We start from the raw sequence: 19,107 nt of genomic DNA, 5'->3' as shown, positions 1-19,107 counted from the left end.
CCAACACTCATTTTACCACAACGTTTGCCGCTGAACTTAACGACTTGTTTATGACGACATCGAGGAAAATAAGCCAGAAGCTACGCCTTCTATCCATTGCGGCAGCAGTGTTCAGTACGGCCTGCGCTCCCCTAAAAGAAAGCGGCGGGCCGATGGTGATTCAGCAGCAGGGCAGCTTCGCCGTTGGGGGGACGGTCGTTACCAACCCGGGCACGTTTGACCCCTATAAGCCCACCCCCGCCGGGCAGACCCTGCGCGGAGACCACGCGTACGTTTTCTACCAGGTGCCGGCAAAAGCCCGCCAGTTTCCCTTGGTGATGTGGCACGGCATCGGGCAGTTTTCTAAAACCTGGGAAACCACGCCCGACGGCCGGGAAGGCTTTCAGAACATCTTCCTGCGCCGCCGTTTCGGGGTGTACCTGCTCGACCAGCCCCGCCGGGGCAATGCCAGCCGCAGCACGGTCGCGGCCACCATTACCCCGACCCCGGACGAACAGCAGTGGTATGATGTCTTCCGCGTGGGTGTCTGGCCCACCTATTTCGAAGGCGTACAGTTTGCCCGCGACTCGGCGACGCTGAACCAGTACTTCCGCTCCATGGTCCCCAGCATCGGGCCCATTGACATCCCGGTGATGACGGCCGCGGCTTCCGCCCTGTTCACGAAGATTGGGCCGGCCATTCTGGTGACCCACTCGCATTCCGGGGGCATGGGGTGGCTGACGGCCGTCAACAGCCCCAATGTGAAAGCCATCGCCTCTTACGAGCCGGGCAGTGGCTTCCTGTTTCCGGAAGGGGAAGTGCCGGCCCCAATGCCTAGCTCCGGCGGGACCCTGGAAGCAGTGGGCGTGCCGATGGCGGAGTTTATGAAGCTCACGAAAATTCCCATCATCATTTACTACGGCGATAACATCCCCGAAAAGCCCTCCCCCAATCCGGGTGCCGACGGCTGGCGGTTCCGGCTGGCAATGGCCAGGCAATGGCGGGATGCGGTCAACCGTCACGGGGGGGATGTAACGGTGGTTCACTTTCCTGAAATAGGGATTAAAGGCAACACCCACTTTCCGATGTCGGACCTGAATAACCTTCAAATCGCGGACCATCTCTCTGGGTTCCTCAAGAGCAAGAACTTGGATTGAGGTATACCCTTAACTCTTTAAGATAAACACATGAAGAATAAAATCTCAATCTCCTGGCTGGTGATGGCCGCGGTGCTCTTTTTGTCCGGCTGCTCCAATGCCCAGGACATTCCACCGGCGACGCCGGGAAACATCCCTATTAAAAAGGCCCTGATTGTGTATCTGTCGCGCACCAACAACACGAAGGCGGTGGCAGGCATCATTCACAAAGAGATAGGCGGTACGCTGGTAGCGCTGGAACTGGAAACGCCTTACCCCGCCAACTACCAAACCACCGTGCAACAGGTGGCCCGGGAGAATGAAACCGGCTTTTTGCCGCCCTTGCGCACCAGGATTGCCAACATGGAGCAGTACGACGTCGTCTTCGTCGGCTTCCCAACCTGGGGCATGCAGCTCCCGCCGCCCATGAAGAGCTTTCTGAAGCAGTATGACCTGAGTGGGAAAACCGTTGTGCCCTTCAACACCAATGCGGGCTACGGAGTGGGCAGTAGCATGGAAACGGTCAAGGCTCTGGCTCCGAAGAGTACCGTGCTGGAAGGGTTTTCCACCCGAGGCGGCATAGAACGGGACGGGGTGCTTTTCGTGATGGAGGGAGAAAAGGAAAAGCGGGTTCAGAATGAGATAAGGGCCTGGCTGAAAAGAATCAAGCTGGTGGATAAGGAGGAATAAATACAGGCCTAGGTAACTCTCTACAATAACGAAGTAAGATAGTTTTGGTTAAAAGCTTGGTTTTAAAATAGCTTTCACGGAGCAAGTCGGTTGGCTACTTTTAGCGTCTATCTCCTCTTTACTGACTGGCGAACTGCCGCTGCTCTACGCAGCCCAGCGCTGAACGTTCGACCAGCATAGTATCTAACCTAGTGCTCACTTATGGAAAGCCGCGATTCGTTGCCTAGTGGTTTCAGCCAGAACGACAGCCTGCCTATCCGACTTGTGGCGCCTGGATTTGGTCACTTGTCCCCAGAAGCTGCTGCGTCTTATAGCCTGCCGCATCACTTAACCTACTACTTCTTTCTTTTCGTGTGGGAGGGCTCTACCGAGTTTGAGGTTGACTTAGAAAAAATTGAGGTTAAGACGCATGAAGTGGTATTCTCGCTGCCGCACCAAATTCGACAGCTGTCGGCGAGCTTGCACGGAAACACGTACTATAAGTTAGGCTTGCCGGAAGCATGTCTGGCCCTGCTGCCCCGCCACTATGCCTTCCTGCTCAACCCGCTCCACCGGCAAAAAATACGGTTTGATGCCGCGGCTGCGGCCCGGCTCCGCACCATTTTTGAGCTTCTGCTGGGCTTGCTGCGCACCCCGGAGACCCATCCCGAGCTCATTCTGGCCCAGCTCAACAGCCTGCTGACTGAAATGAACGCCGCCTATTTTGCGGTTGATAAACAGCCCGCGGATGACCGGCTGGCGAAGTTCCTGGAATTCCAGCTATTCGTCGAAGACAACCTTACGGAGCACCCTACCATTGAGCGCATTGCTGAAGACCTGGCCGTCAGCACGGATGGTTTATATCAGCTCGTGAAGCAGTACGCCGGCCTTTCGCCGAAGGAGTTCCTGACCAACCGCCTCATGTTGGAGGCAAAGCGGCGCCTGTATTATCAGCAGCGGTCTTCGGTGAAGGAACTGGCGTATGAGCTGGGCTTTAACGACCCGGCGTATTTCTCGCGGCTGTTTAAGAAAGTCACGGGCAAAACCGTTGCGACCTTCTTTCGGGATTTGTCCTGACGTTAGCGGTTTTCGTCCAACGCTGCCGCCAACTGACTTCCGAGCTTTGTGCCCACAATCAAGAACTTGAACGATGAGCACACAATCGAATAAAATACTTGTGACCGGTGTAACTGGTCTGGTAGGGGCACGACTACTGCGGCGGCTGGTAGAAGCAGGCCTGGACTGTCGCGTGCTGGTGCGCCACGAAAAGGACGTCCCAACCGGCGTGCCGGCGGTCGTGGGCGACCTGTTCGACCCGGTTGCGCTTGCCGAAGCGGTGCAGGGGGTATCCGATATCATTCACTTGGCGGCGGTGTTCCGCACGCCGGACACCGAGCTGATTTGGAAGAGCAACTTGGAAGGCACCCGGGCCCTCATCGCCGCCGTGAAAGACCAGGCCCCGGCGGCCCGCTTCATTATGGCGAGCACCAGCAATGTCTACCCCGCAGACCAGGGGCGCCCCGGCCGGGAAGATGACGCCGTGGCGCCGCAGCAAGCGTACCCGGCCAGTAAGGTGGCGGCTGAGCAGGAGCTGCGCGAAAGCGGCCTCACGTGGGCCGTGCTGCGCTTTCCCTTCGTGTACGGCGACGGGGACGGCCACCTGGAAGACTTGCCCAAGTATGCCCTAGCAGGCAAATGGCATCCCGCCATGCGCATGAGTACCATCCACCACCGCGACATCGCCACAGCCATGCACTTAGCATTGACAGGGGTGATGGACGACCGCATTGTAAATATTGCCGATGAGGCCCCGACTTCAATTTACGAGTTGGCGCAACTGGTCGGTGGGCAACTGGAATCGTCGGCCGAGCCCCTAACAAATCCCTGGTACCTGCTCAGCGACAGTTCGCTGGCGCGCAGCCTCGGCTTCCAGCCAGTAGTCCGAACCGTCCATCAGGCGGTGCAGGAGAAGCTGATGTGATATAAGAAGCCGATAACTGCCTTCAGGCAACGCCAAGAGAACAACCGAAACGTCACCCCCAACCCGGACTTGCCGAGGGTTATGTACGGGTTTGAGGCGAGGACCAGTGGGGCAGGGGAGTGTAACAAAGCCGCCCCAACTACGACGCGAGCCGGTAGCCAGGGCGGTAAGGGAACTCCCGGAGCATTAGTGCCTGGTTAGCGGTTGATGGCTTGCTGCGACTGCGCATTGTAGCGGTCGCCCTGGATTTCCACCTGGGTCACGGCTTCCTCAATACGCTGCAAGTCGTCGGGTGTGAGCTGCACGGCGGCGCCGCCAATGTTTTCCTCGAGCCGGTGTAATTTGCTGGTGCCGGGAATGGGCGCTATCCAGGGCTTCTGGGCCAGCAGCCAGGCCAGGGCAATCTGGGCCGGGGTCGCCTGCTTGTCGGTGGCAATGGTGCCTAGCAAGTCCACGAGGGCCTGGTTGGCCTTGCGGTTCTCTTCCGAGAAGCGGGGCACCGTGTTGCGGAAGTCGGTTTTGTCGAACTTGGTATGCTCATCAATCTTACCCGTGAGGAAGCCCTTGCCCAGCGGGCTGAAGGGCACAAAGCCGATGCCGAGTTCTTCCAGCGTGGGCAGCACGCTTTGCTCGGGCTCGCGCCACCACAGGGAGTACTCACTTTGCAGGGCGGATACCGGCTGCACCGCGTGCGCACTGCGAATGGCGTCCACGCCGGCTTCGGAAAGGCCAAAGTATTTCACCTTGCCTTCCTGAATCAGGTCTTTCACGGCGCCGGCCACGTCGGCCATCGGTACATTGGGGTCCACCCGGTGCTGGTACAACAAGTCAATGTAGTCGGTCTTCATCCGCTGGAGCGACTGCTCCACGACCTGGCGGATGCGCTCGGGCCGGCTGTCCATGCCTTGCGCCGGAGCGCCGTTTTTGAAGCCGAACTTGGTGGCGATGACCACCTGTTCGCGCACCGGCGCCAGGGCCTGGCCCACCAGCGTTTCGTTGAGCTCCCCGTAGGCCTCGGCCGTATCAAACAAGGTCACGCCCCGGTCGACGGCGGTCCGAATCAGGTTAATGGCTTCGTCGGTCGGCGTTACCGAGCCGAAGCCGAAGCTTAGGCCCATGCAGCCCAGTCCGAGGGCAGATACTTCCAGGCCATTAGAGCCTATTTTTCGCTTTTCCATCGTGTGCTAATTGAAAAATGTAAAAAAGACGGGCGCATACGGGCCGAACCCAACCGCTTTCGCCTTGAGACGGATAATGCCGCGATGGGGTATTACACCGCACAGCTGGGCTCCGTCACCACGACGTGGCGGTAGCGCGGCTTGGCTTCGGCGGAGGGTGCCTTCCCTTCGGTCGCGCCCACGTGCGTCGGGCGGGCGTGGATGGGGTCATCGGAAAGGCGCAGCATACCGCCGGCGCGTCCCTGCCGCACCGCCTGGATTTCGGCCGTAATCGAGAGGGCGATTTCCTCCGGCGTTTCCGCACCCAGGTTAAGGCCCACGGGGCTGTGCAGGCGCCCTTCGAGCCGCGCTTCGGCATCGGGCTCTACCTGCGTAAGTTCTTCCAGCAGGCGCGTGGCTTTGGTGCGTGGCCCGAGCAGGCCGATGTACGGAGTAGGGGCATCGAGCAGGCGCTGCAGCACGGCCAAATCGTAGGCGTAGTTGTGGGTGAGCAGCACGGCGTAGTCGGCACCAAGCGGCTGTTCAGGCACTTCCCCCAAGGGCACCACGCGCACCGCCGCAGCCTCGGGGAATCGTTCCGGCGCTGCCTGGCGCGGTCGGCCGTCGACCACCGTGACGTGCCAGCCGAGCGAGGCGGCGAGGCGCACGAGCGGCTGGGCGTCGTTGCCGGCGCCGTACACGCACAGGCGCAGCGGCGGGCGCAGCACTTCCAAAAACACCCGGGCAAGGCCATCGGGTAAGGTGGCGTACTCGCGAATCAGCGACTGGTCCTGCGCCAGGGCCTGGTCGGCATCTTTGCGCAGCTGAGCCGCGAGGGCGGGGTTATCCAGGGCCGAGCCCCGCAGCAGTCCATTGGGCATCAGCAGCAAGCGGTGGCCCAGGTCGGCGATGGCCTGGCCGGCAGCGAGTCGAATCACCGTGGCCAGCACGGCCGGCTCGGGGTGCCGGGCAAAGCCGCGCAGCAGCTCCAACGGGTTGTCGGGGTCCTGAAAATCCAGCGGCTCCAACAGGATGCGCACCACGCCCTGGCAGCCGGGGCCGAGTCCGTGGCGCGGGTCGTCCTCGTCGCTGGTATCGTAGGTCACCAGGGCCGGCTGGCGGCGCTGCAGGGCCTGGCGGGCCCGCTGCCGGGCGTCGCCTTCCAGGCAGCCGCCGCTGATGGCGCCCGTCAGCTGCCCGTCGTCGGTGACGAGCATGCGGGCCCCCGGGCGGCGGTAGGCCGAGCCTTCCACTTCCACCACGGTGGCCAGGGCACAGGCGCGGCCAGCGGCACGACAGGCGTCGTAGGCGGCAAGCAGGCGTTGGAGTTCGGTCATAGCAGAATATGGGGCACAGCAGCGCAGCACCCGATAAACTGGCGTGCTTGCTGCTCTGGCTTATAGAGCTTGGGTTGCGTTTTATTTCTGCATGGGCGCGCCGGACTGTTTGCTGGTTTCCAACACCTTTGTGAGCACGGCCCGGCCGGCATCGGCTTCTTTTTTGCCAATGCTTGTTTCCTCCACCTGCAGCAGCTGCCGGAGTTGGGTGGGGGTTAACCCGAGGTGCAGCCCGATGCCCAGGTGCGACTGGAGCATCGGCTCCACGCCGCCCAGGCTCACCAGCGCGGCAATGGTGACCAGCTCCCGCTCCGTAAACGTGAGCACGTCGCGCTCAAAAAGGTCGGCAAACAAATGCTCCTTGAGAAACACTTCGATTTCGGGGCTTAAGGCCGCGTACCCCGTCTTGGGGCCGGTTTCGGGTTTGCCAGTGAGCGTTTCCAGGTTCTTTTTGCCTCGTTCATACTTGGGCGCGGTGCTGGTGATGGGCGAGGCTTCTTTGCCCATCACGTCGGTGATGCCGTTGGCTTTGCGCTCCGCGAGCACTTTTATCAGCGTGTTGAGGCCGTTGAGACTGCGCGGAAAGCCGCAATAGGCGTAGAGGTGCACCAGCACCTCCTTTTCCTCGTTCACAGTCAGGCCCGCCGCCAGGCCATCCCCTAAGGCCTTATGCAGCCGGGGCAAGTCGCCTTTGGCCGTGAGGGCCGAGATGGTAACGATGGCCTGTTGACGAGCCGTCAGCGCGTCGGGCGCCGAGTCAAGGCTTGTTGCTTGCGCGGGCCACCCCAAAAGCAGCAGCAGGCCAGCAAGACTCAGGAAGTGCAATGCGATTTTTCTCATGGCTCTAAACGGGTTGGCGCATGGCATCGAGCACCTTGTCCGGGGTGATGGGCAAGGAGCGCAGACGCCGGCCGGTGGCGTGGAAAACTGCGTTGGCGATGGCCGCCGTCACGCCCACGATGGAGATTTCGCCGATGCCTTTCACACCCATAGCATTCACGTGGGGGTCGTGCTCGTCGACGAACTCCACGCGCATGTCCGGAATGTCGGCATTGACCGGGATGTGGTAGTTGGCCAGGTCGGCGTTGGTGTAGCGGGCTAGGTGCGGGTCGCGTACGGTCTGCTCCATCAGGGCGGAGCCCATGCCGAAAATGGCGCCGCCGATGACCTGCGAGCGGGCCGTTTTGGGGTTGAGGATGCGGCCCGCGCTCATCACGCTCACCCAGCGCGTGACGCGCACCTTGCCCAGCTCGGGGTCCACGTGCACCTCGCAGAAGTGGGTGCCAAACGCGTGCATGGAGTAGCCGGCCGCGGCTTCCTTTTCTTCCTTGTTCATGTCGGCATCGGCCACCACACTGGGCTCCTTGTAGACGCTGCCGTAGCGCCCCTGGGCGCTGCCTTCCACGTCGCCTAGGCTGGCGCGCTTCATGATGTCGCTAAAGGCCTCGCCGGTGGCCGGCTTGGCCTTCAGCTGCAGACGCCCCTTTTCCATTACCACGTCCGCCGCCTTGGCCCCGTACAGCGGCGACTTTCTGTCGCGGACCGCCAGTTTGATGAGCTTCTCCCATACATCCTGGGCGGCCAGGTACACCGACGAGGACACCCGGCCTGCCGCCGTGGAGCCGCCCGACCATTGCGTCGAGGGCAGGATGGTATCGCCGAGCTCAAAGCGGATGTTCTCGGGCGGCAACCCCAGCGCATCGGCGGCCACCTGGGTGATGATGGTGTAGGTGCCCGTGCCCAGGTCGGTGGCGCCGGCCTGCACCACGGCGTGGCCGTCGGCGTACAGGCGCACGCGGGCGTTGCCCTGCGAGTTGTGCACGGGGTAGGAGGCCGTGGCCATGCCCCAGCCCACCAGGGTGTTGCCCGCGCGGGTCTGCCCGTTCTTGGGGTTGCGCTTGCTCCAGCCAAAGAGCTCGGCGCCTTTCGCGTAGCACTGCTTGAGGCTTTTGCTCGACCAGGGGTGGCCGTTGGTAGGGTCTTTCTCGGCGTAGTTCAGCAGCCGAATCTGGATGGGGTCGAGGCCGAGCTGGTAGGCCAAGTCGTCCATGGAGCACTCCAATGCAAACGAGCCGGGCATGTCGCCCGGGGCCCGCGTCGAGGTCGAGGTCATCACGCTGGCCTTGGCCAGGTGGTAGGTCGACTCAAAGGCCGGCAGCGCATACAGCATGTTGATGATGCGGCTGTTCGTCTCGGCGTAGTCGTCCCAGGGCGAAGTGGTGGACGTTTTCTCGTGCACGATGCCCAGCAGCTTGCCTTCCTTGGTGGCGCCGAGGCGCAGCGTCTGCTCCTGCTCTTCGCGGTGGCCCATGCCCGTGTACTGCTGCTGGCGCGAAAGCACCAGCTTCACCGGCCGGCCCACGGCCTTAGCCGTCAGGGGAGCGAGCACCACGTGGGGCCATACCCAGGCTTTGCAACCGAAGCCGCCGCCGAGGTACTTGGTCACCACGCGGACCTGCTCGGTAGCCAGGCCCAGCATCAGGGCCAGCGTTTTCTGCGTTTCCGACACGCCCTGGGTGGTGTCGTACACCGTCAGGCGGTCGGGCGCCTCCCAGTGGGCCGTGGTGGCGCCTGGCTCCATGGGGTTGTGGTGATTGGTGGCGTGGTGGTACGTGGCCGTCAGCTGCACCGGGGCCCCGGCTACCGCCGCCTGCGCGTCGCCGCGCTTGGTGACGCCCGCCGTGCCCTTGACGTTTTTCGGGACGTAGCGCTGGGCCTTGGGGTCCAGGTAAGATGATACCGGGGCTTCGGCAGCAATGGTGACCTTGAGCAAAGCGGCCGCGTACTGCGCGTGCTCGAGCGTGTCGGCCACCACAATGGCCACCGGCTGCCCGGCGTAGTGCACCTCGTCCGTCATCATCGGGAAGAAGCCCATGGGCGAATTCAGGGTCCCTTTGTTTACCTGCGAGTCCGGCACCTTGACGGGCTTGGGCAGATTCTGGTGGGTGAGGATGGCCACCACGCCCGGCTGCCGCTGGGCGGCACTCGTGTCGATGCCCGTCACGCGCCCCTTGGCCACGTCGCTGGTTTTGAGCACGGCGTGCACCAGCCCGGGTAGGCGGTTGTACTCGGCCGAGTACTTAGCCTGGCCGGTCACTTTCGCCCAGCCGTCCACGCGGCTCAGGGGTTGTCCCACGATGCCTGGCGTAGCGTTGGTTTCGAAGAATTGGGGTTCGGTATCCATCGGGAGGCGGAAGAAAGAAAGGATGAGGTTACGCGGCCACTTGCTGCAGGGCGCGCACGAGGGTGTTCTGGGCCAACTCCACTTTGTAGCCGTTGTGCTCGCGGGGCTGGGCACCCTGCAAGGCAGCGGCAGCGGCGGCCCGGAAGGTGGCTTCGGTAGCCGGGGCCCCGGTCAGGATGCGCTCGGCTTCGCGGCTGCGCCAGGGCTGCGCGCCGACCCCGCCCAGGGCCACGCGGGCTGCGCGGATGGTGCCACCCTGCACGTCCAGGCCCACGGCGGCGGAGGCCAGGGCGTAAGCGTAGCTGCTGCGCTCGCGCACTTTCAGGTAGGTCGAGCTTTGCGCATGGGCAGCGTTTGGCAGGGTGATGGCCACAATCAGCTCGCCCGGTTCGAGCACGGTCTCAATGTGCGGCGTGTTACCGGGCAGCCGGTAGAAGTCATTCAGCGGCACCTGGCGCTGCTTGCCTTTGCCCTTCTCCAGGGTTAGCACCGCGTCGAAGGCGGCCAGGGCCACGGAGAAGTCGCCCGGGTAGGAGTTGGCAATGCAGCTTTCGCTCACGCCCAGGATGGCCAGGTTGTGGTTGTCGCCGGTTTGGGCCGGACAGCCCGAGCCGGGGACGCGCTTGTTGCAGGGAAAGGCCGCGTCGCGGAAGTAGCCGCAGCGGGTGCGCTGCAGGATGTTGCCGCCGATGCTGGCCATGTTGCGCAGCTGCGGGGAGGCCGCCAGCAGCAGGGACTGCGACACGGCCGGGAACTGCTGCACCACCAGCGGGTGCTCGCCTACGGCGCTCATGGTTTCCAGCGCCCCGATGCGCAAACCGTCCTTGGTTTGCTCGATGCCTTTGAAGGGCAGCAGGTTGATGTCGACCAGCTGCGGGTGCTCCTGCAGGTGGGCCTTCATCAAATCCAGCAGGGTAGTGCCGCCCGCGATGTAAGCCGCCGTAGGCGTGTCCTTGCGCAGGGCCGTGGCTTCCTTGGCTGTGGCCGCTTGGGTGTAGCTGAAGTCGTTCATGGTGCTTAGCCTTGGGCGGTTTGGCCGGCCACGTCGCGCACGGCGGCCAGGATGTTGGGGTAAGCCCCGCAGCGGCACAGGTTGCCGCTCATCCACTCCCGGCACTGCGCGTCGGTGGTGGCGTGGCCTTCTTTCACGCAGGCCACGCCCGACATAATCTGGCCGGGGGTGCAGTAGCCGCACTGCAGGCCGTCGTGCTTGAGAAAAGCGGCTTGCATGGGGTGCAGCTGGTCGCCCTTAGCCAAGCCCTCGATGGTCGTGATTTCCTTGCCCTGCGCCATCACCGCCAGCGTCAGGCAGGAAAGGGTGCGTTGGCCATTCACGTGCACCGTACAGGCGCCACACTGCCCGTGGTCACAGCCTTTTTTAGTGCCGGTTAGGTCCAGCCGCTCCCGTAAGGTGTCAAGCAGCGTTACGCGGGGCTCCACGCGCACCGTGTGGGCCTGGCCGTTCACGCGCAGCGTGATGTCGGTGGCGCCCTTGAGTACCTTGGAGTAAGCTGTCAGGCGCTCGGCCTGGCTGACCAGCGGCGGCGCCAAGGCTAAACCCAGGATGCCGCCGGATAGCTTCATGAACGAACGGCGCGAGCCGTCTTCGGGCTTGGGGGCGTCGGCAGGGGGGAACAAGTCAGACTCCATGGCAAAACGAGATGGTGGGTGAGAAAAGCAGGAAAGCCCCCTCGTTGATACCCACAGCGGCGGGGTAACAAGGCAAGCTACGCTGGTACCGGTGGCGCTGCTTGGAACGCCGATAGCACCCGGAAACCGCAACGGGATAAGGGCTATACCGGCTGGCAGTAGGGAGGTTGCCCCCGCCCGCAGTATTGTTTGAAACCCTTACTGATTCGTTTGATTCGTATAATCCCGGCCCGGCCGATGGAGGATGCTATCAGCTCCTGCCGCCGGGCAGAGGGGTTGCCTGGTCGTCCGGAATAGCAGCGGGCTGGGCCTCCACCACCCGTTCGGCCTCCCGCCGAAAGGCCAGTGGGGTGGTGCCAGTGTGCTTCTTGAAAAAGTTGTTGAAGTAGGTGGGGTACTCGAAGCCCAGGCTGTAGGCTATTTCGGCCGTGCTCCACGAGGTATGGTGCAGCAGGGCCTTGGCTTCGCTGATAACCCGCTCGGCAATGTGCGCGGTGGTGGGCTTGCCGGTCACTTCCTTCACCGCCCGGTTGAGGTGGTTGACGTGTACCCCGAGTTGATTGGCGAATTCCTGGGCGGTTTTCAGGGGCATGGCCTGAGAGGGGGTTTCCACCGGAAACAGCCGCTCCAGCAGCTCCAGAAACAGGGCCGTAATCCGGGACGAAGCATTCTTGTGCTGCACGAAGCTTTCCGTGGGCTGCATGCGCAAGGCCTCGTGGATAAGCAATTGCAGGTAGGTGCGAATTAAGTCGCCCTTGTAGAGGTACTCCGATGCCTGCTCGGCCAGGATTTTCTCAAAGATGCCCTTGGCATAGGTTACCTGTTCGGGGCTGAGCTGTAGGATGGGCGTGCCACCGACCTTAAACAGCGGCGACTGCTGCAGGCTTTCCGACCGGTCGTTTTCCTTCATAAACGCCTCGGTGAACAGGCAGGAGTAGCCCGTCAGCCGGTCGCCGTGTACCTCGACCGAATAGGGAATGTGCGGGTTGGCGAACATCAAACTCGGTGTGCTGATTTCAATGCTGCGGTCCGCGTATTCCACGGTGCAGCAGCTGGTGACCAAGGCCACTTTGTAAAAGTCCCGGCGGCGGTATGCATGACTCGGGCCCGCTGCCGTGTCCACCTCGTACGCCTTAAAGCCCCGGAGCTTTAACTCCTGGGGGTCTAGGTCCTGATGGCTGCTGATGGGCGCGTTAGTAGGGGCTGCTCCGTGGGTCATGGCTTTCATACGTAAAGGACGGGTAACACGCAGTTGATGCGCCAAGTAAGGTAAATTAAAGAGCCGTTTGGGGCGGCAACGACGCATAGGCCGTTGCCGCCCCTTCTTGCTGTTTAGGGAGGTGTGCCTCCCTGATGGTGCTGACGCCTTGGGCTGCGCCAGCCCGGGGTTAGTCGTGAATCTTGCGCTCGCTAATCCACTTGACCATGTTGGGGTCGCGGTGGTCGAAGAAGAGGCTGGCTTTGGTGTCGAGCGTGGCAATGGACGCCATATCCTCCGCACTCAGCTCAAAGTCGAGGCTGTTGAAGTTCTCGGCCATGCGCTCCGGGCGCACCGACTTGGGGATGACCACCACGCCGCGCTGCGTGAGCCAGCGCAGGACGACCTGGGCGATGCTCTTGTTGTACTTCTGGCCAATGGCGGCGAGGAGCTCGTTGTGAAACAAATCGTTCTTGCCTTCGGCAAACGGGCCCCACGACTGAATCTGCACGTTGTTGTCCACCATGAACTGCTGGGTTTCTACCTGCTGGTGAAACGGGTGGGTTTCCACCTGATTCACTGCGGGCACTACCTCGTTGTGCACAATTAGGTCGATGAGCCGGTCGGGCTGAAAGTTGCTGACGCCGATGGCTTTCACGCGGCCTTCTTTGTACAACTCTTCCATAGCGCGCCACGCGCCGTGCACGTCGCCGTAGGGCTGGTGAATGAGGTACAGGTCCAGGTAATCGAGCTGCAGCTTTTGCAGCGACGTTTCAAACGCCTGCTTGGCGCCCTCGTAGCTGGCATCCTGCACCCAGAGCTTGGTGGTGATGAACAACTCCTCACGTGCCACGCCACTCTTGCGGATAGCGTTGCCCACCGCTTCTTCGTTCATGTACGACGCGGCGGTATCAATCAGGCGGTAACCGGCCTTGATGGCTTCCAGCACGCTGTTTTCGCACTCGGCGGGGTCGGGAACCTGGAACACGCCAAAACCCAGCAGGGGCATTTTCACCCCATTGTTTAATTCAACGGTTTGCATTTTCTCTTGGGTAAGAAGGTGATTCGATTTAGGAGTCTGGCAGCGCCTGGCTGGGGGCCTACCCCATTACGCTTCGGGTAGTCGCAGCGATGTAGACGCTTCCAATTTGCCTGACAAAGGTCCGGCGCGTTGGAGCGGACAGAAAAAGAGAATCAAACCATTTAGTATGAAAATCAAACAGGCCGCTGCCCTGCTTTTGACTGTCAACCGCAACGTAAACTAGCTAATACACGGTTGCCAATGGTCTATTTGCACCCGTTTTGCTTTAGTATGACGCTTAAAGCTGATGGATGGAGTAAGATTTACAACTGTCCGCCACCAGGGAGGCTGGGGTGGAACCAGTGCTTAAATGGGCCTCCCAGCTGTTCGACCAAAGGCTTTCGAATAGCGATTGCCCCTGATCTGCCTCCACTTGGTCAGCACCGCAACCAAATTGCCTGCACCTTATAGCCAGGAGCCATTGTGGAGCAGCTGCGCGAAGAATTGAGCTGACAAAGACTGCCGCAGTGGCCGCTCCACGCCGCTTAGTAGAAGTTGGACCATGCGCAGTTCCGTCAGTTCGGCGGCGGAAAACCGAATGCCGCACTCCCGCTCTACCTGCAGCACCAGCTCGACAAAGTCAAGAGGGTCCAGCCCAAAGTCGGGCCGGGCCGGCTTCGTTGGCTGGCGGTCCGCCGCACCAGGCGGCAGCAACGGCAGTACCTGCTGCCAGATAGCGGTTTTCATGGGCTAGTTGGGATGGGAGCCGCGACGGACGGGTTGGCAGTCGACAAACTCAGATGGTTCATCTTGATATTACCGTCCGGCGGTCGGTCACCAGTGCCGTGAAAATGCCCAGGCCTCTCTGCACGGTGCTGCGAATGCGGGCGGGCTGGGCGATAGGGTTGCCGTTGGCTCTATTTACTGCTGGCATGCGTTTCTATTTAAAAATCTTACAATCAGTTGTAACCCCTGCTCGGAAGAATGCCAGGCAGCTTGCAAGCATTCAGGGCTTGCCCTGATACTCCGTATCCGTCACAGGAGGGCCCCATACGACGGGCACCGCCGTCAAATCAGGGTTGATGGCTACATGGGTCATGGAGGAGGTCGGGGCGGCGCCGTGCCAGTGCTCCACGCCGGCCGGGGCCTTGATGACGTCGCCTTTGCGGAGCACCCGCAGCGGCTTGCCCTTTTCCTGGTAGTGCCCCGTGCCCTCCACTACTAGCAGGATTTGCCCGGCCGGGTGCTGGTGCCAGTTGGAGCGGGCACCGGGGGCAAACTGCACGCTGCCGGCGCCGCAGGCGTACTTATCGTCCTTGTCCACTAATCTCTGCACCCACGCCTGACCGGTGAAGTTGGCCGCGGGCGCCGGTTGACCCTTGGAAAAAATGAGCCCTGACTCGCTGGCCGAGGTTGAGGAGGGGCGGGGCTGCTCGCAACCGGTCAGGGAAACGAGGGTGGCGAGGATGCCGAGCGTTAGGGCCGGGCGAAACAGGTGGCTATGCATACGTTAAGCGAGGTGGTAAGAAGGAAGAGTGGGCAGGAAGGATACCGCAATTCCAGGGGTGAAACTTCTGCTGCAAACAAGCGGGTGCCAGCGCGTCTTCGCTCGGCCCTACCCCAGCAATTGCGGGGTACTGCCCGTCGCGGCCGGCCGGGGCAGGAATAGGTCTTCCAACCGCTCCTGCATCCGTATTCCCTCGTGCAGGAGCAGTTGCAGGTAAGAGGCCAGCAGTTCGCCTTTGAAAATGTAGCCGCTGTGCTGCGCGGCCAGCATCTGTTCAAACACTTCGGTGCAGTGAATTGCTTGCTCGCTGCTGAGCGGGCAGGCGGGCAGAGCGTCGGGCTGAAACAGGGGCGAGTGGTGGAAGCTAACGAGCCCGCTATTGGACTGCACAAACGCCTCGGTAAACAGGCAGGCGTAGCCCGTCACCTGGGCCGAGAGCAGGAGGGTGGAGTAAGGGAGGCGGGGGCTGGCAAAGAACAGGTGTGTGCCCTTGAGCTCTAGCGTGCGGGTGGCATACTGCACCACGATGTGCCCCGTTAATAAGCTGACTTTGTAGAAGTCGAACCGGTTGTAGGACGGCACCGGGTTGCGCGAGGTATCCAACTCGTAAGCCTTAAAGCCCCTTAGGGGAGCCGCGGCGTCAGCTAGGAAAGGAGGGGAGGACAAAACGTAAGTCATCGGGCAAAGGGACAGAAAGTCAATAAAAGCAGGGGCTGTGAAGCGCAGACAATACCGGTTGTGCTGGTCGCAAGCGCCCTGGGAAGTGCTCACTGGGCTACCTCCGCAGCCCTCCACTGCTGTCACTATTCAACGATGGCGCTCAGCTGCGGGTCTCCTCAACGTCCCCGTAAAGACCCGCCGGGAGGCAAACCATACCGGCAACTTGCCGCGCATTAGTGATGCAAAGTTCCGCCGGTCAAGTCCTTGCAAATAACAGGAATCAAACCAATGAGTATGAGTTTCAAATAAACTCCATCGTAAGCCTTACCCTACTGCTAGGGCAGGACTAACAGGGAGTAGGGGTAATTCTGCTTTATAACTGAGATAATTTTTCTTGTGTACCTGGTCGTGCAGCACTGCCGGTCGCAGGGACGTAATGCCTGCCTCACTAGCAACGAAGATACCGACCCACTCCAGTAGCAGGGCCTGCAGCCCCAGCATGTATTTTTCCATGACCACAAAACTTACTAGGTCATAGGCTTGGCACTAACATCGTAGCTGGTTCGGCACACGCTTCAGCGTGTTGCCGGTGGGTAGTTCGTCGATGTGGACGCCGCCGATCAGCAACGGGTAAAGCAGAGGGCGAATTGCTGCATCGTTCATTGCGCTCGAGTAGTAGGTCAGGGTTGTAGCTGCGTGTAGCGCCAGCCTTGAAAGCCCCGCTGGGGCACCGTTGGGATTGAGCGCCACACGGCCAATTTGACTTTGGGGCCCTGGTACAGCTCCGGCTCCTGCTGGTCCTCACTGCAGCGCCATGCGTCCTCCTCAGTGAATTCCAGGACCGTGAAATAGCCCCGGACGTACCCGCTGTGCACCATAAAGCAGAGCGCACCAGGACCGCTTTCTTTCGGGAAATAACGACAACCGAACGTCCAGAAATCTTCCTCGCTATCGCAGGCCTGCAGGATCTTTTCCACGTTCGCCCAGTGACGTAGATCACCGCGCTGGGGAATTGTCGTCAGTAAGTTTTTCATGGGCATTAGCACGCCGGCCCGTGGGGAGGGCATTGCCGCCAAGGCGCAGTACCCCTGGCCTGCAAGGGAAAACCAGATTCTACTGCAATTAAATATGATTGCGGTAGAATCCCCGGTAATTCCTCGGAGAACTTTGGTTTTACTTCCTTATGCTCGGTGTAACCGGATGGTGAAAGCGTACGGCATCATGAGCGATACGACTTCCCGAAAGGCATCCCGGTCGAGGTCCTGCCAGGGGCCAGCTAAGCATGTGTTATAGCAGCTCACGTCGAGCAGAGCGTGCTCAGCCAATACCACCCGGTAGTATACTTCCTGGCCACTGTCACGGTACCGCTGCAACTCTCGCGCCTGCTCGCCGGCGGTGGCACCGTAGCGGGTAATCCGCTCGCTTACGCCCCAGCCCAGCCGCTCGCCTTCTCCATAGTGGAACATCCAGCAGGTGCTGTTCTCCTCGGGCAGAAATTGCAGGCTCAGGCCCGTAACCCGGTAACTCTCGCTCTCCAGGTAAAAACGCACGGAGTCACCGACAGCGTGCCGCGGTAGCCGGCGGCTGGAAGCTCCAGCAGCCAAGTAAGCTACTTGCCCATTGGCATCGCTGACGCAGCTTGACCAGCAGTTGATACCATCCGTAAGCCGGGTCGGCTTGGCCAGCAGTGTGCGCACCAACTCGGCGAGTTCAGCATCCACCTGCAGGTAGCAGTCGAGCAGGCCCAGAACCTGGTCAGCTGAATTGGCAAACAGAATCCGGTGCTCCTGCCCCGGCAGATATAGTTCGTAGGTGCCGGTAGTCACTCCTTGACGGGCCTGCTGTTCGATGGAGATGGAAGTGGCAATAGTCATGGCAATGATAGAATAAGCTTTTAAGAGAGAATATAACCCGTAATTCGTTGCTTATTATAAGCGAACATAGTGCCGACAGAAAGCTCTTTCTCTGTGGCGTCGCAGCTATCTTGTGAAGACAGCAGCTTTTATTCCCTGCTGCCCCACCTGGCCAGCCAACTGGTATTTCGGTTGAGAGACTTACCTGGGTAACTGCTGCCAGTATTCCCTATTTGCCCTTACTGTACAAAATCCCCGAGACGAGCTGGCCATCCAGATCACGGCTCTCGTCGGCCTTCAGCCAAACCTGCTGCGCTTTGCGCAGGCTGTTGCAGGCATCTTGCACATCCCGGGCCCGGACTGGCTCCAGGGGCTGATCATCGTGAAAATATACTTCCGGTAACCAGCCACCGGTGAGGTTGTCCAGCGGGCCTTGGAGCCGCATTACAATGGGATAGTCCTGCCCGCTAAGTTCGTTGGGAAAGCCCAGTGTATCGATTTCGAAGGCTTCTGGGTCCCAGTTACGACGACGCAGGGCCTGGCTTGTTGTCAGAAAGACCAAATCGACCTGGTCTGCCTCCGGATTAAGTCGAATCACCGGAATTGAAGAGAGAGATGCCATATGAAAATCAGAAATGAGGAGGGCGCTCCTAGGCTAGTAAGCCACAGCAGCTTAATGGCCCTGGTAGCGGAGCACCTGCATGAGCATCAGCCCGAGCGCTTGCCAGCTGCGTTGCGTCCCGTAAACGTTGCAGCGCTGGTACATGCTGACGGCCCTGCAGTGTGGCGGCCGCGTGCTGGCGTTGATAGGCTTGACGAAGGCCAGCTGCCAGTTGCTCCAGTTTTACCCATTCCCGCAGCTGCTCGATAGAGCTAACGAGCCACGTGGTCGAAGATGAATACCTGCTGAGCGGGGAAGACTGCGGCGCTACATACGTGTGCCCATGGGCCCGGCCATCGGCGAAGTAGTAGAAGGTTTCTATCTCGTGACCCTCCGGGTTTTCGCGGCTGAAGAGTACCGAGCCGATAAACTCCCCAGGATATTCCCGATCGTAACACAACTCTCTGGGAAATGCGGCAGCACTTGGCCAGCCTGTAGCCGCCTTGGGGGATTGGGTAGTAAGCCGCTCTGCCATGAAGCAGTTAGCCGGCATCGAGGGAGGGGAGGTTGTAACCATGATAATCAAGCGTGAAGAGTACGGTGAAGTAGGACATTGGGGCACCAGTGGAAAAGCTACTGCGCAGTAGGCTAACTGCCTTAGTTAACAGAAAACGCCGGGGAAAGCGATTCGCTTCCCCGTCACTCATCTTCTACCTCTTGCTGTCATCAGCGATAAATCCGCCGGCTGCTTCATACTCTGCCGAGGCCTCAGTGCTCTGGCTCGCTGGCTTACGGCCCAGCAGCTCGTAGCTGGTGACACGAACTTCAATGGTCGGCACCCAGTCCCCCTGGGCGTTCTTATATACTCCCGGCTTCGGTTTGCCCTGAATCAGCACCTGCTGGCCTTCTTTCAGATAATCCGCGATGGTAGTCTTCTCGTCGGACCCACGCCAGATAGTGCAGTCGTACCAGGTTGTCGTTTCTACTTTCTCGTTGTTCTTGCTGTGGGTTTCGTTCACGGCTACGCTAAAGCTGATGGCTTTCGCTCCGTGCGCGTCGCGGACAATGGCGTCTTTGCCAATATGGCCGGTGAGGGTGAGCTGATGCATGATGGAAAAGGGTTAAAGTGAAAGAAAAGTGAAAGTCATCTTGTTGTTATATATACGCAAGGCAA

19 protein-coding genes are annotated in these 19,107 nt (G+C 60.6%); 4 read left to right on the top strand and 15 right to left on the bottom strand.

Translation table 11 applies throughout. From position 1 onward, the window contains the following. The first annotated feature begins 50 nt into the window (after window positions 1–50). The 4 genes from I5L79_RS16135 (at window position 51) to I5L79_RS16120 (ending at window position 3,765) form a co-directional block, all read left to right on the top strand. Entirely contained in the window at window positions 51–1,136 is a 1,086-nt protein-coding gene (locus I5L79_RS16135) for an alpha/beta hydrolase (RefSeq protein WP_231403148.1), read from the top strand. Window positions 1,137–1,166: 30 nt separating this feature from the next. Then, window positions 1,167–1,805, top strand: coding sequence for a flavodoxin (locus I5L79_RS16130; protein ID WP_231403147.1), 639 nt, complete (start codon window positions 1,167–1,169; stop codon window positions 1,803–1,805). 351 nt (window positions 1,806–2,156) lie between these two features. Then, window positions 2,157–2,861, top strand: coding sequence for a helix-turn-helix domain-containing protein (locus I5L79_RS16125; protein WP_317191389.1), 705 nt, complete (start codon window positions 2,157–2,159; stop codon window positions 2,859–2,861). A 73-nt stretch (window positions 2,862–2,934) separates the two neighbouring features. Beyond that, complete coding sequence (locus I5L79_RS16120; protein WP_196956097.1) at window positions 2,935–3,765, top strand: NAD-dependent epimerase/dehydratase family protein; 831 nt, start codon at window positions 2,935–2,937, stop codon at window positions 3,763–3,765. A 197-nt stretch (window positions 3,766–3,962) separates the two neighbouring features. On the opposite strand, the gene I5L79_RS16115 is transcribed toward I5L79_RS16120, so the two are convergent. The 15 genes from I5L79_RS16115 to I5L79_RS16045 form a co-directional block, all read right to left on the bottom strand. Then, entirely contained in the window at window positions 3,963–4,943 is a 981-nt protein-coding gene (locus I5L79_RS16115; protein ID WP_196956096.1) for an aldo/keto reductase, read from the bottom strand. Window positions 4,944–5,035: 92 nt separating this feature from the next. Then, entirely contained in the window at window positions 5,036–6,259 is a 1,224-nt protein-coding gene (locus I5L79_RS16110; RefSeq protein WP_196956095.1) for an XdhC family protein, read from the bottom strand. Between the two features lie 81 nt (window positions 6,260–6,340). Further along, window positions 6,341–7,099, bottom strand: coding sequence for a carboxymuconolactone decarboxylase family protein (locus I5L79_RS16105; protein WP_231403146.1), 759 nt, complete (start codon window positions 7,097–7,099; stop codon window positions 6,341–6,343). A 4-nt stretch (window positions 7,100–7,103) separates the two neighbouring features. Beyond that, window positions 7,104–9,443, bottom strand: coding sequence for a xanthine dehydrogenase family protein molybdopterin-binding subunit (locus tag I5L79_RS16100; protein WP_196956093.1), 2,340 nt, complete (start codon window positions 9,441–9,443; stop codon window positions 7,104–7,106). A gap of 28 nt (window positions 9,444–9,471) precedes the next feature. After that, complete coding sequence (locus tag I5L79_RS16095; RefSeq protein WP_196956092.1) at window positions 9,472–10,455, bottom strand: FAD binding domain-containing protein; 984 nt, start codon at window positions 10,453–10,455, stop codon at window positions 9,472–9,474. Between the two features lie 5 nt (window positions 10,456–10,460). Next, window positions 10,461–11,093, bottom strand: a complete 633-nt coding sequence (locus I5L79_RS16090) for a (2Fe-2S)-binding protein (protein WP_196956091.1) — start codon at window positions 11,091–11,093, stop codon at window positions 10,461–10,463. A 250-nt stretch (window positions 11,094–11,343) separates the two neighbouring features. Continuing rightward, on the bottom strand, window positions 11,344–12,321 hold the full coding sequence (locus I5L79_RS16085) for a helix-turn-helix domain-containing protein (protein ID WP_231403145.1): 978 nt from the start codon (window positions 12,319–12,321) through the stop codon (window positions 11,344–11,346). A 160-nt stretch (window positions 12,322–12,481) separates the two neighbouring features. Then, complete coding sequence (locus I5L79_RS16080) at window positions 12,482–13,333, bottom strand: aldo/keto reductase (protein ID WP_196956090.1); 852 nt, start codon at window positions 13,331–13,333, stop codon at window positions 12,482–12,484. A 444-nt stretch (window positions 13,334–13,777) separates the two neighbouring features. Beyond that, window positions 13,778–14,059 (bottom strand): acyl carrier protein, encoded by a 282-nt coding sequence (locus I5L79_RS16075; RefSeq protein WP_196956089.1) that lies wholly within the window; start codon window positions 14,057–14,059, stop codon window positions 13,778–13,780. A gap of 259 nt (window positions 14,060–14,318) precedes the next feature. Next, on the bottom strand, window positions 14,319–14,819 hold the full coding sequence (locus I5L79_RS16070) for a cupin domain-containing protein (RefSeq protein WP_196956088.1): 501 nt from the start codon (window positions 14,817–14,819) through the stop codon (window positions 14,319–14,321). Between the two features lie 108 nt (window positions 14,820–14,927). After that, window positions 14,928–15,497: a hypothetical protein gene (locus I5L79_RS16065; RefSeq protein WP_196956087.1), complete on the bottom strand. Its 570-nt coding sequence runs from the start codon at window positions 15,495–15,497 to the stop codon at window positions 14,928–14,930. 662 nt (window positions 15,498–16,159) lie between these two features. Further along, window positions 16,160–16,513, bottom strand: coding sequence for a hypothetical protein (locus I5L79_RS16060; RefSeq protein WP_196956086.1), 354 nt, complete (start codon window positions 16,511–16,513; stop codon window positions 16,160–16,162). A gap of 147 nt (window positions 16,514–16,660) precedes the next feature. Next, on the bottom strand, window positions 16,661–17,353 hold the full coding sequence (locus I5L79_RS16055) for a hypothetical protein (protein WP_196956085.1): 693 nt from the start codon (window positions 17,351–17,353) through the stop codon (window positions 16,661–16,663). Window positions 17,354–17,561: 208 nt separating this feature from the next. After that, window positions 17,562–17,954 carry a hypothetical protein gene (locus I5L79_RS16050; protein WP_196956084.1) on the bottom strand — a complete coding sequence of 131 codons (393 nt, stop codon included), beginning with the start codon at window positions 17,952–17,954 and terminating at the stop codon, window positions 17,562–17,564. Between the two features lie 689 nt (window positions 17,955–18,643). Further along, complete coding sequence (locus I5L79_RS16045; protein ID WP_196956083.1) at window positions 18,644–19,042, bottom strand: single-stranded DNA-binding protein; 399 nt, start codon at window positions 19,040–19,042, stop codon at window positions 18,644–18,646. Window positions 19,043–19,107: the final 65 nt, after the last annotated feature.

It is taken from the genome of Hymenobacter guriensis, assembly GCF_015773195.1.
Classification (GTDB): Bacteria; Bacteroidota; Bacteroidia; order Cytophagales; family Hymenobacteraceae; genus Hymenobacter; species Hymenobacter guriensis.
The sequence above is the reverse complement of the archived record's forward strand: the minus strand, read 5'-3'. Positions and strand labels throughout refer to the sequence as shown.

Bases quoted from the DNA above. Each gene is read 5' to 3' on its own strand.
- I5L79_RS16075 (WP_196956089.1), bottom strand. From the start codon at position 14,059: ATGAAAACCGCTATCTGGCAGCAGGTACTGCCGTTGCTGCCGCCTGGT.
- I5L79_RS16085 (WP_231403145.1), bottom strand. From the start codon at position 12,321: ATGAAAGCCATGACCCACGGAGCAGCCCCTACTAACGCGCCCATCAGC.
- I5L79_RS16110 (WP_196956095.1), bottom strand. From the start codon at position 6,259: ATGACCGAACTCCAACGCCTGCTTGCCGCCTACGACGCCTGTCGTGCC.
- I5L79_RS16070 (WP_196956088.1), bottom strand. From the start codon at position 14,819: ATGCATAGCCACCTGTTTCGCCCGGCCCTAACGCTCGGCATCCTCGCC.
- I5L79_RS16100 (WP_196956093.1), bottom strand. From the start codon at position 9,443: ATGGATACCGAACCCCAATTCTTCGAAACCAACGCTACGCCAGGCATC.
- I5L79_RS16095 (WP_196956092.1), bottom strand. From the start codon at position 10,455: ATGAACGACTTCAGCTACACCCAAGCGGCCACAGCCAAGGAAGCCACG.
- I5L79_RS16080 (WP_196956090.1), bottom strand. From the start codon at position 13,333: ATGCAAACCGTTGAATTAAACAATGGGGTGAAAATGCCCCTGCTGGGT.
- I5L79_RS16055 (WP_196956085.1), bottom strand. From the start codon at position 17,353: ATGACTATTGCCACTTCCATCTCCATCGAACAGCAGGCCCGTCAAGGA.
- I5L79_RS16050 (WP_196956084.1), bottom strand. From the start codon at position 17,954: ATGGCATCTCTCTCTTCAATTCCGGTGATTCGACTTAATCCGGAGGCA.
- I5L79_RS16045 (WP_196956083.1), bottom strand. From the start codon at position 19,042: ATGCATCAGCTCACCCTCACCGGCCATATTGGCAAAGACGCCATTGTC.
- I5L79_RS16135 (WP_231403148.1), top strand. From the start codon at position 51: ATGACGACATCGAGGAAAATAAGCCAGAAGCTACGCCTTCTATCCATT.
- I5L79_RS16130 (WP_231403147.1), top strand. From the start codon at position 1,167: ATGAAGAATAAAATCTCAATCTCCTGGCTGGTGATGGCCGCGGTGCTC.
- I5L79_RS16065 (WP_196956087.1), bottom strand. From the start codon at position 15,497: ATGACTTACGTTTTGTCCTCCCCTCCTTTCCTAGCTGACGCCGCGGCT.
- I5L79_RS16105 (WP_231403146.1), bottom strand. From the start codon at position 7,099: ATGAGAAAAATCGCATTGCACTTCCTGAGTCTTGCTGGCCTGCTGCTG.
- I5L79_RS16090 (WP_196956091.1), bottom strand. From the start codon at position 11,093: ATGGAGTCTGACTTGTTCCCCCCTGCCGACGCCCCCAAGCCCGAAGAC.
- I5L79_RS16060 (WP_196956086.1), bottom strand. From the start codon at position 16,513: ATGAAAAACTTACTGACGACAATTCCCCAGCGCGGTGATCTACGTCAC.
- I5L79_RS16115 (WP_196956096.1), bottom strand. From the start codon at position 4,943: ATGGAAAAGCGAAAAATAGGCTCTAATGGCCTGGAAGTATCTGCCCTC.
- I5L79_RS16120 (WP_196956097.1), top strand. From the start codon at position 2,935: ATGAGCACACAATCGAATAAAATACTTGTGACCGGTGTAACTGGTCTG.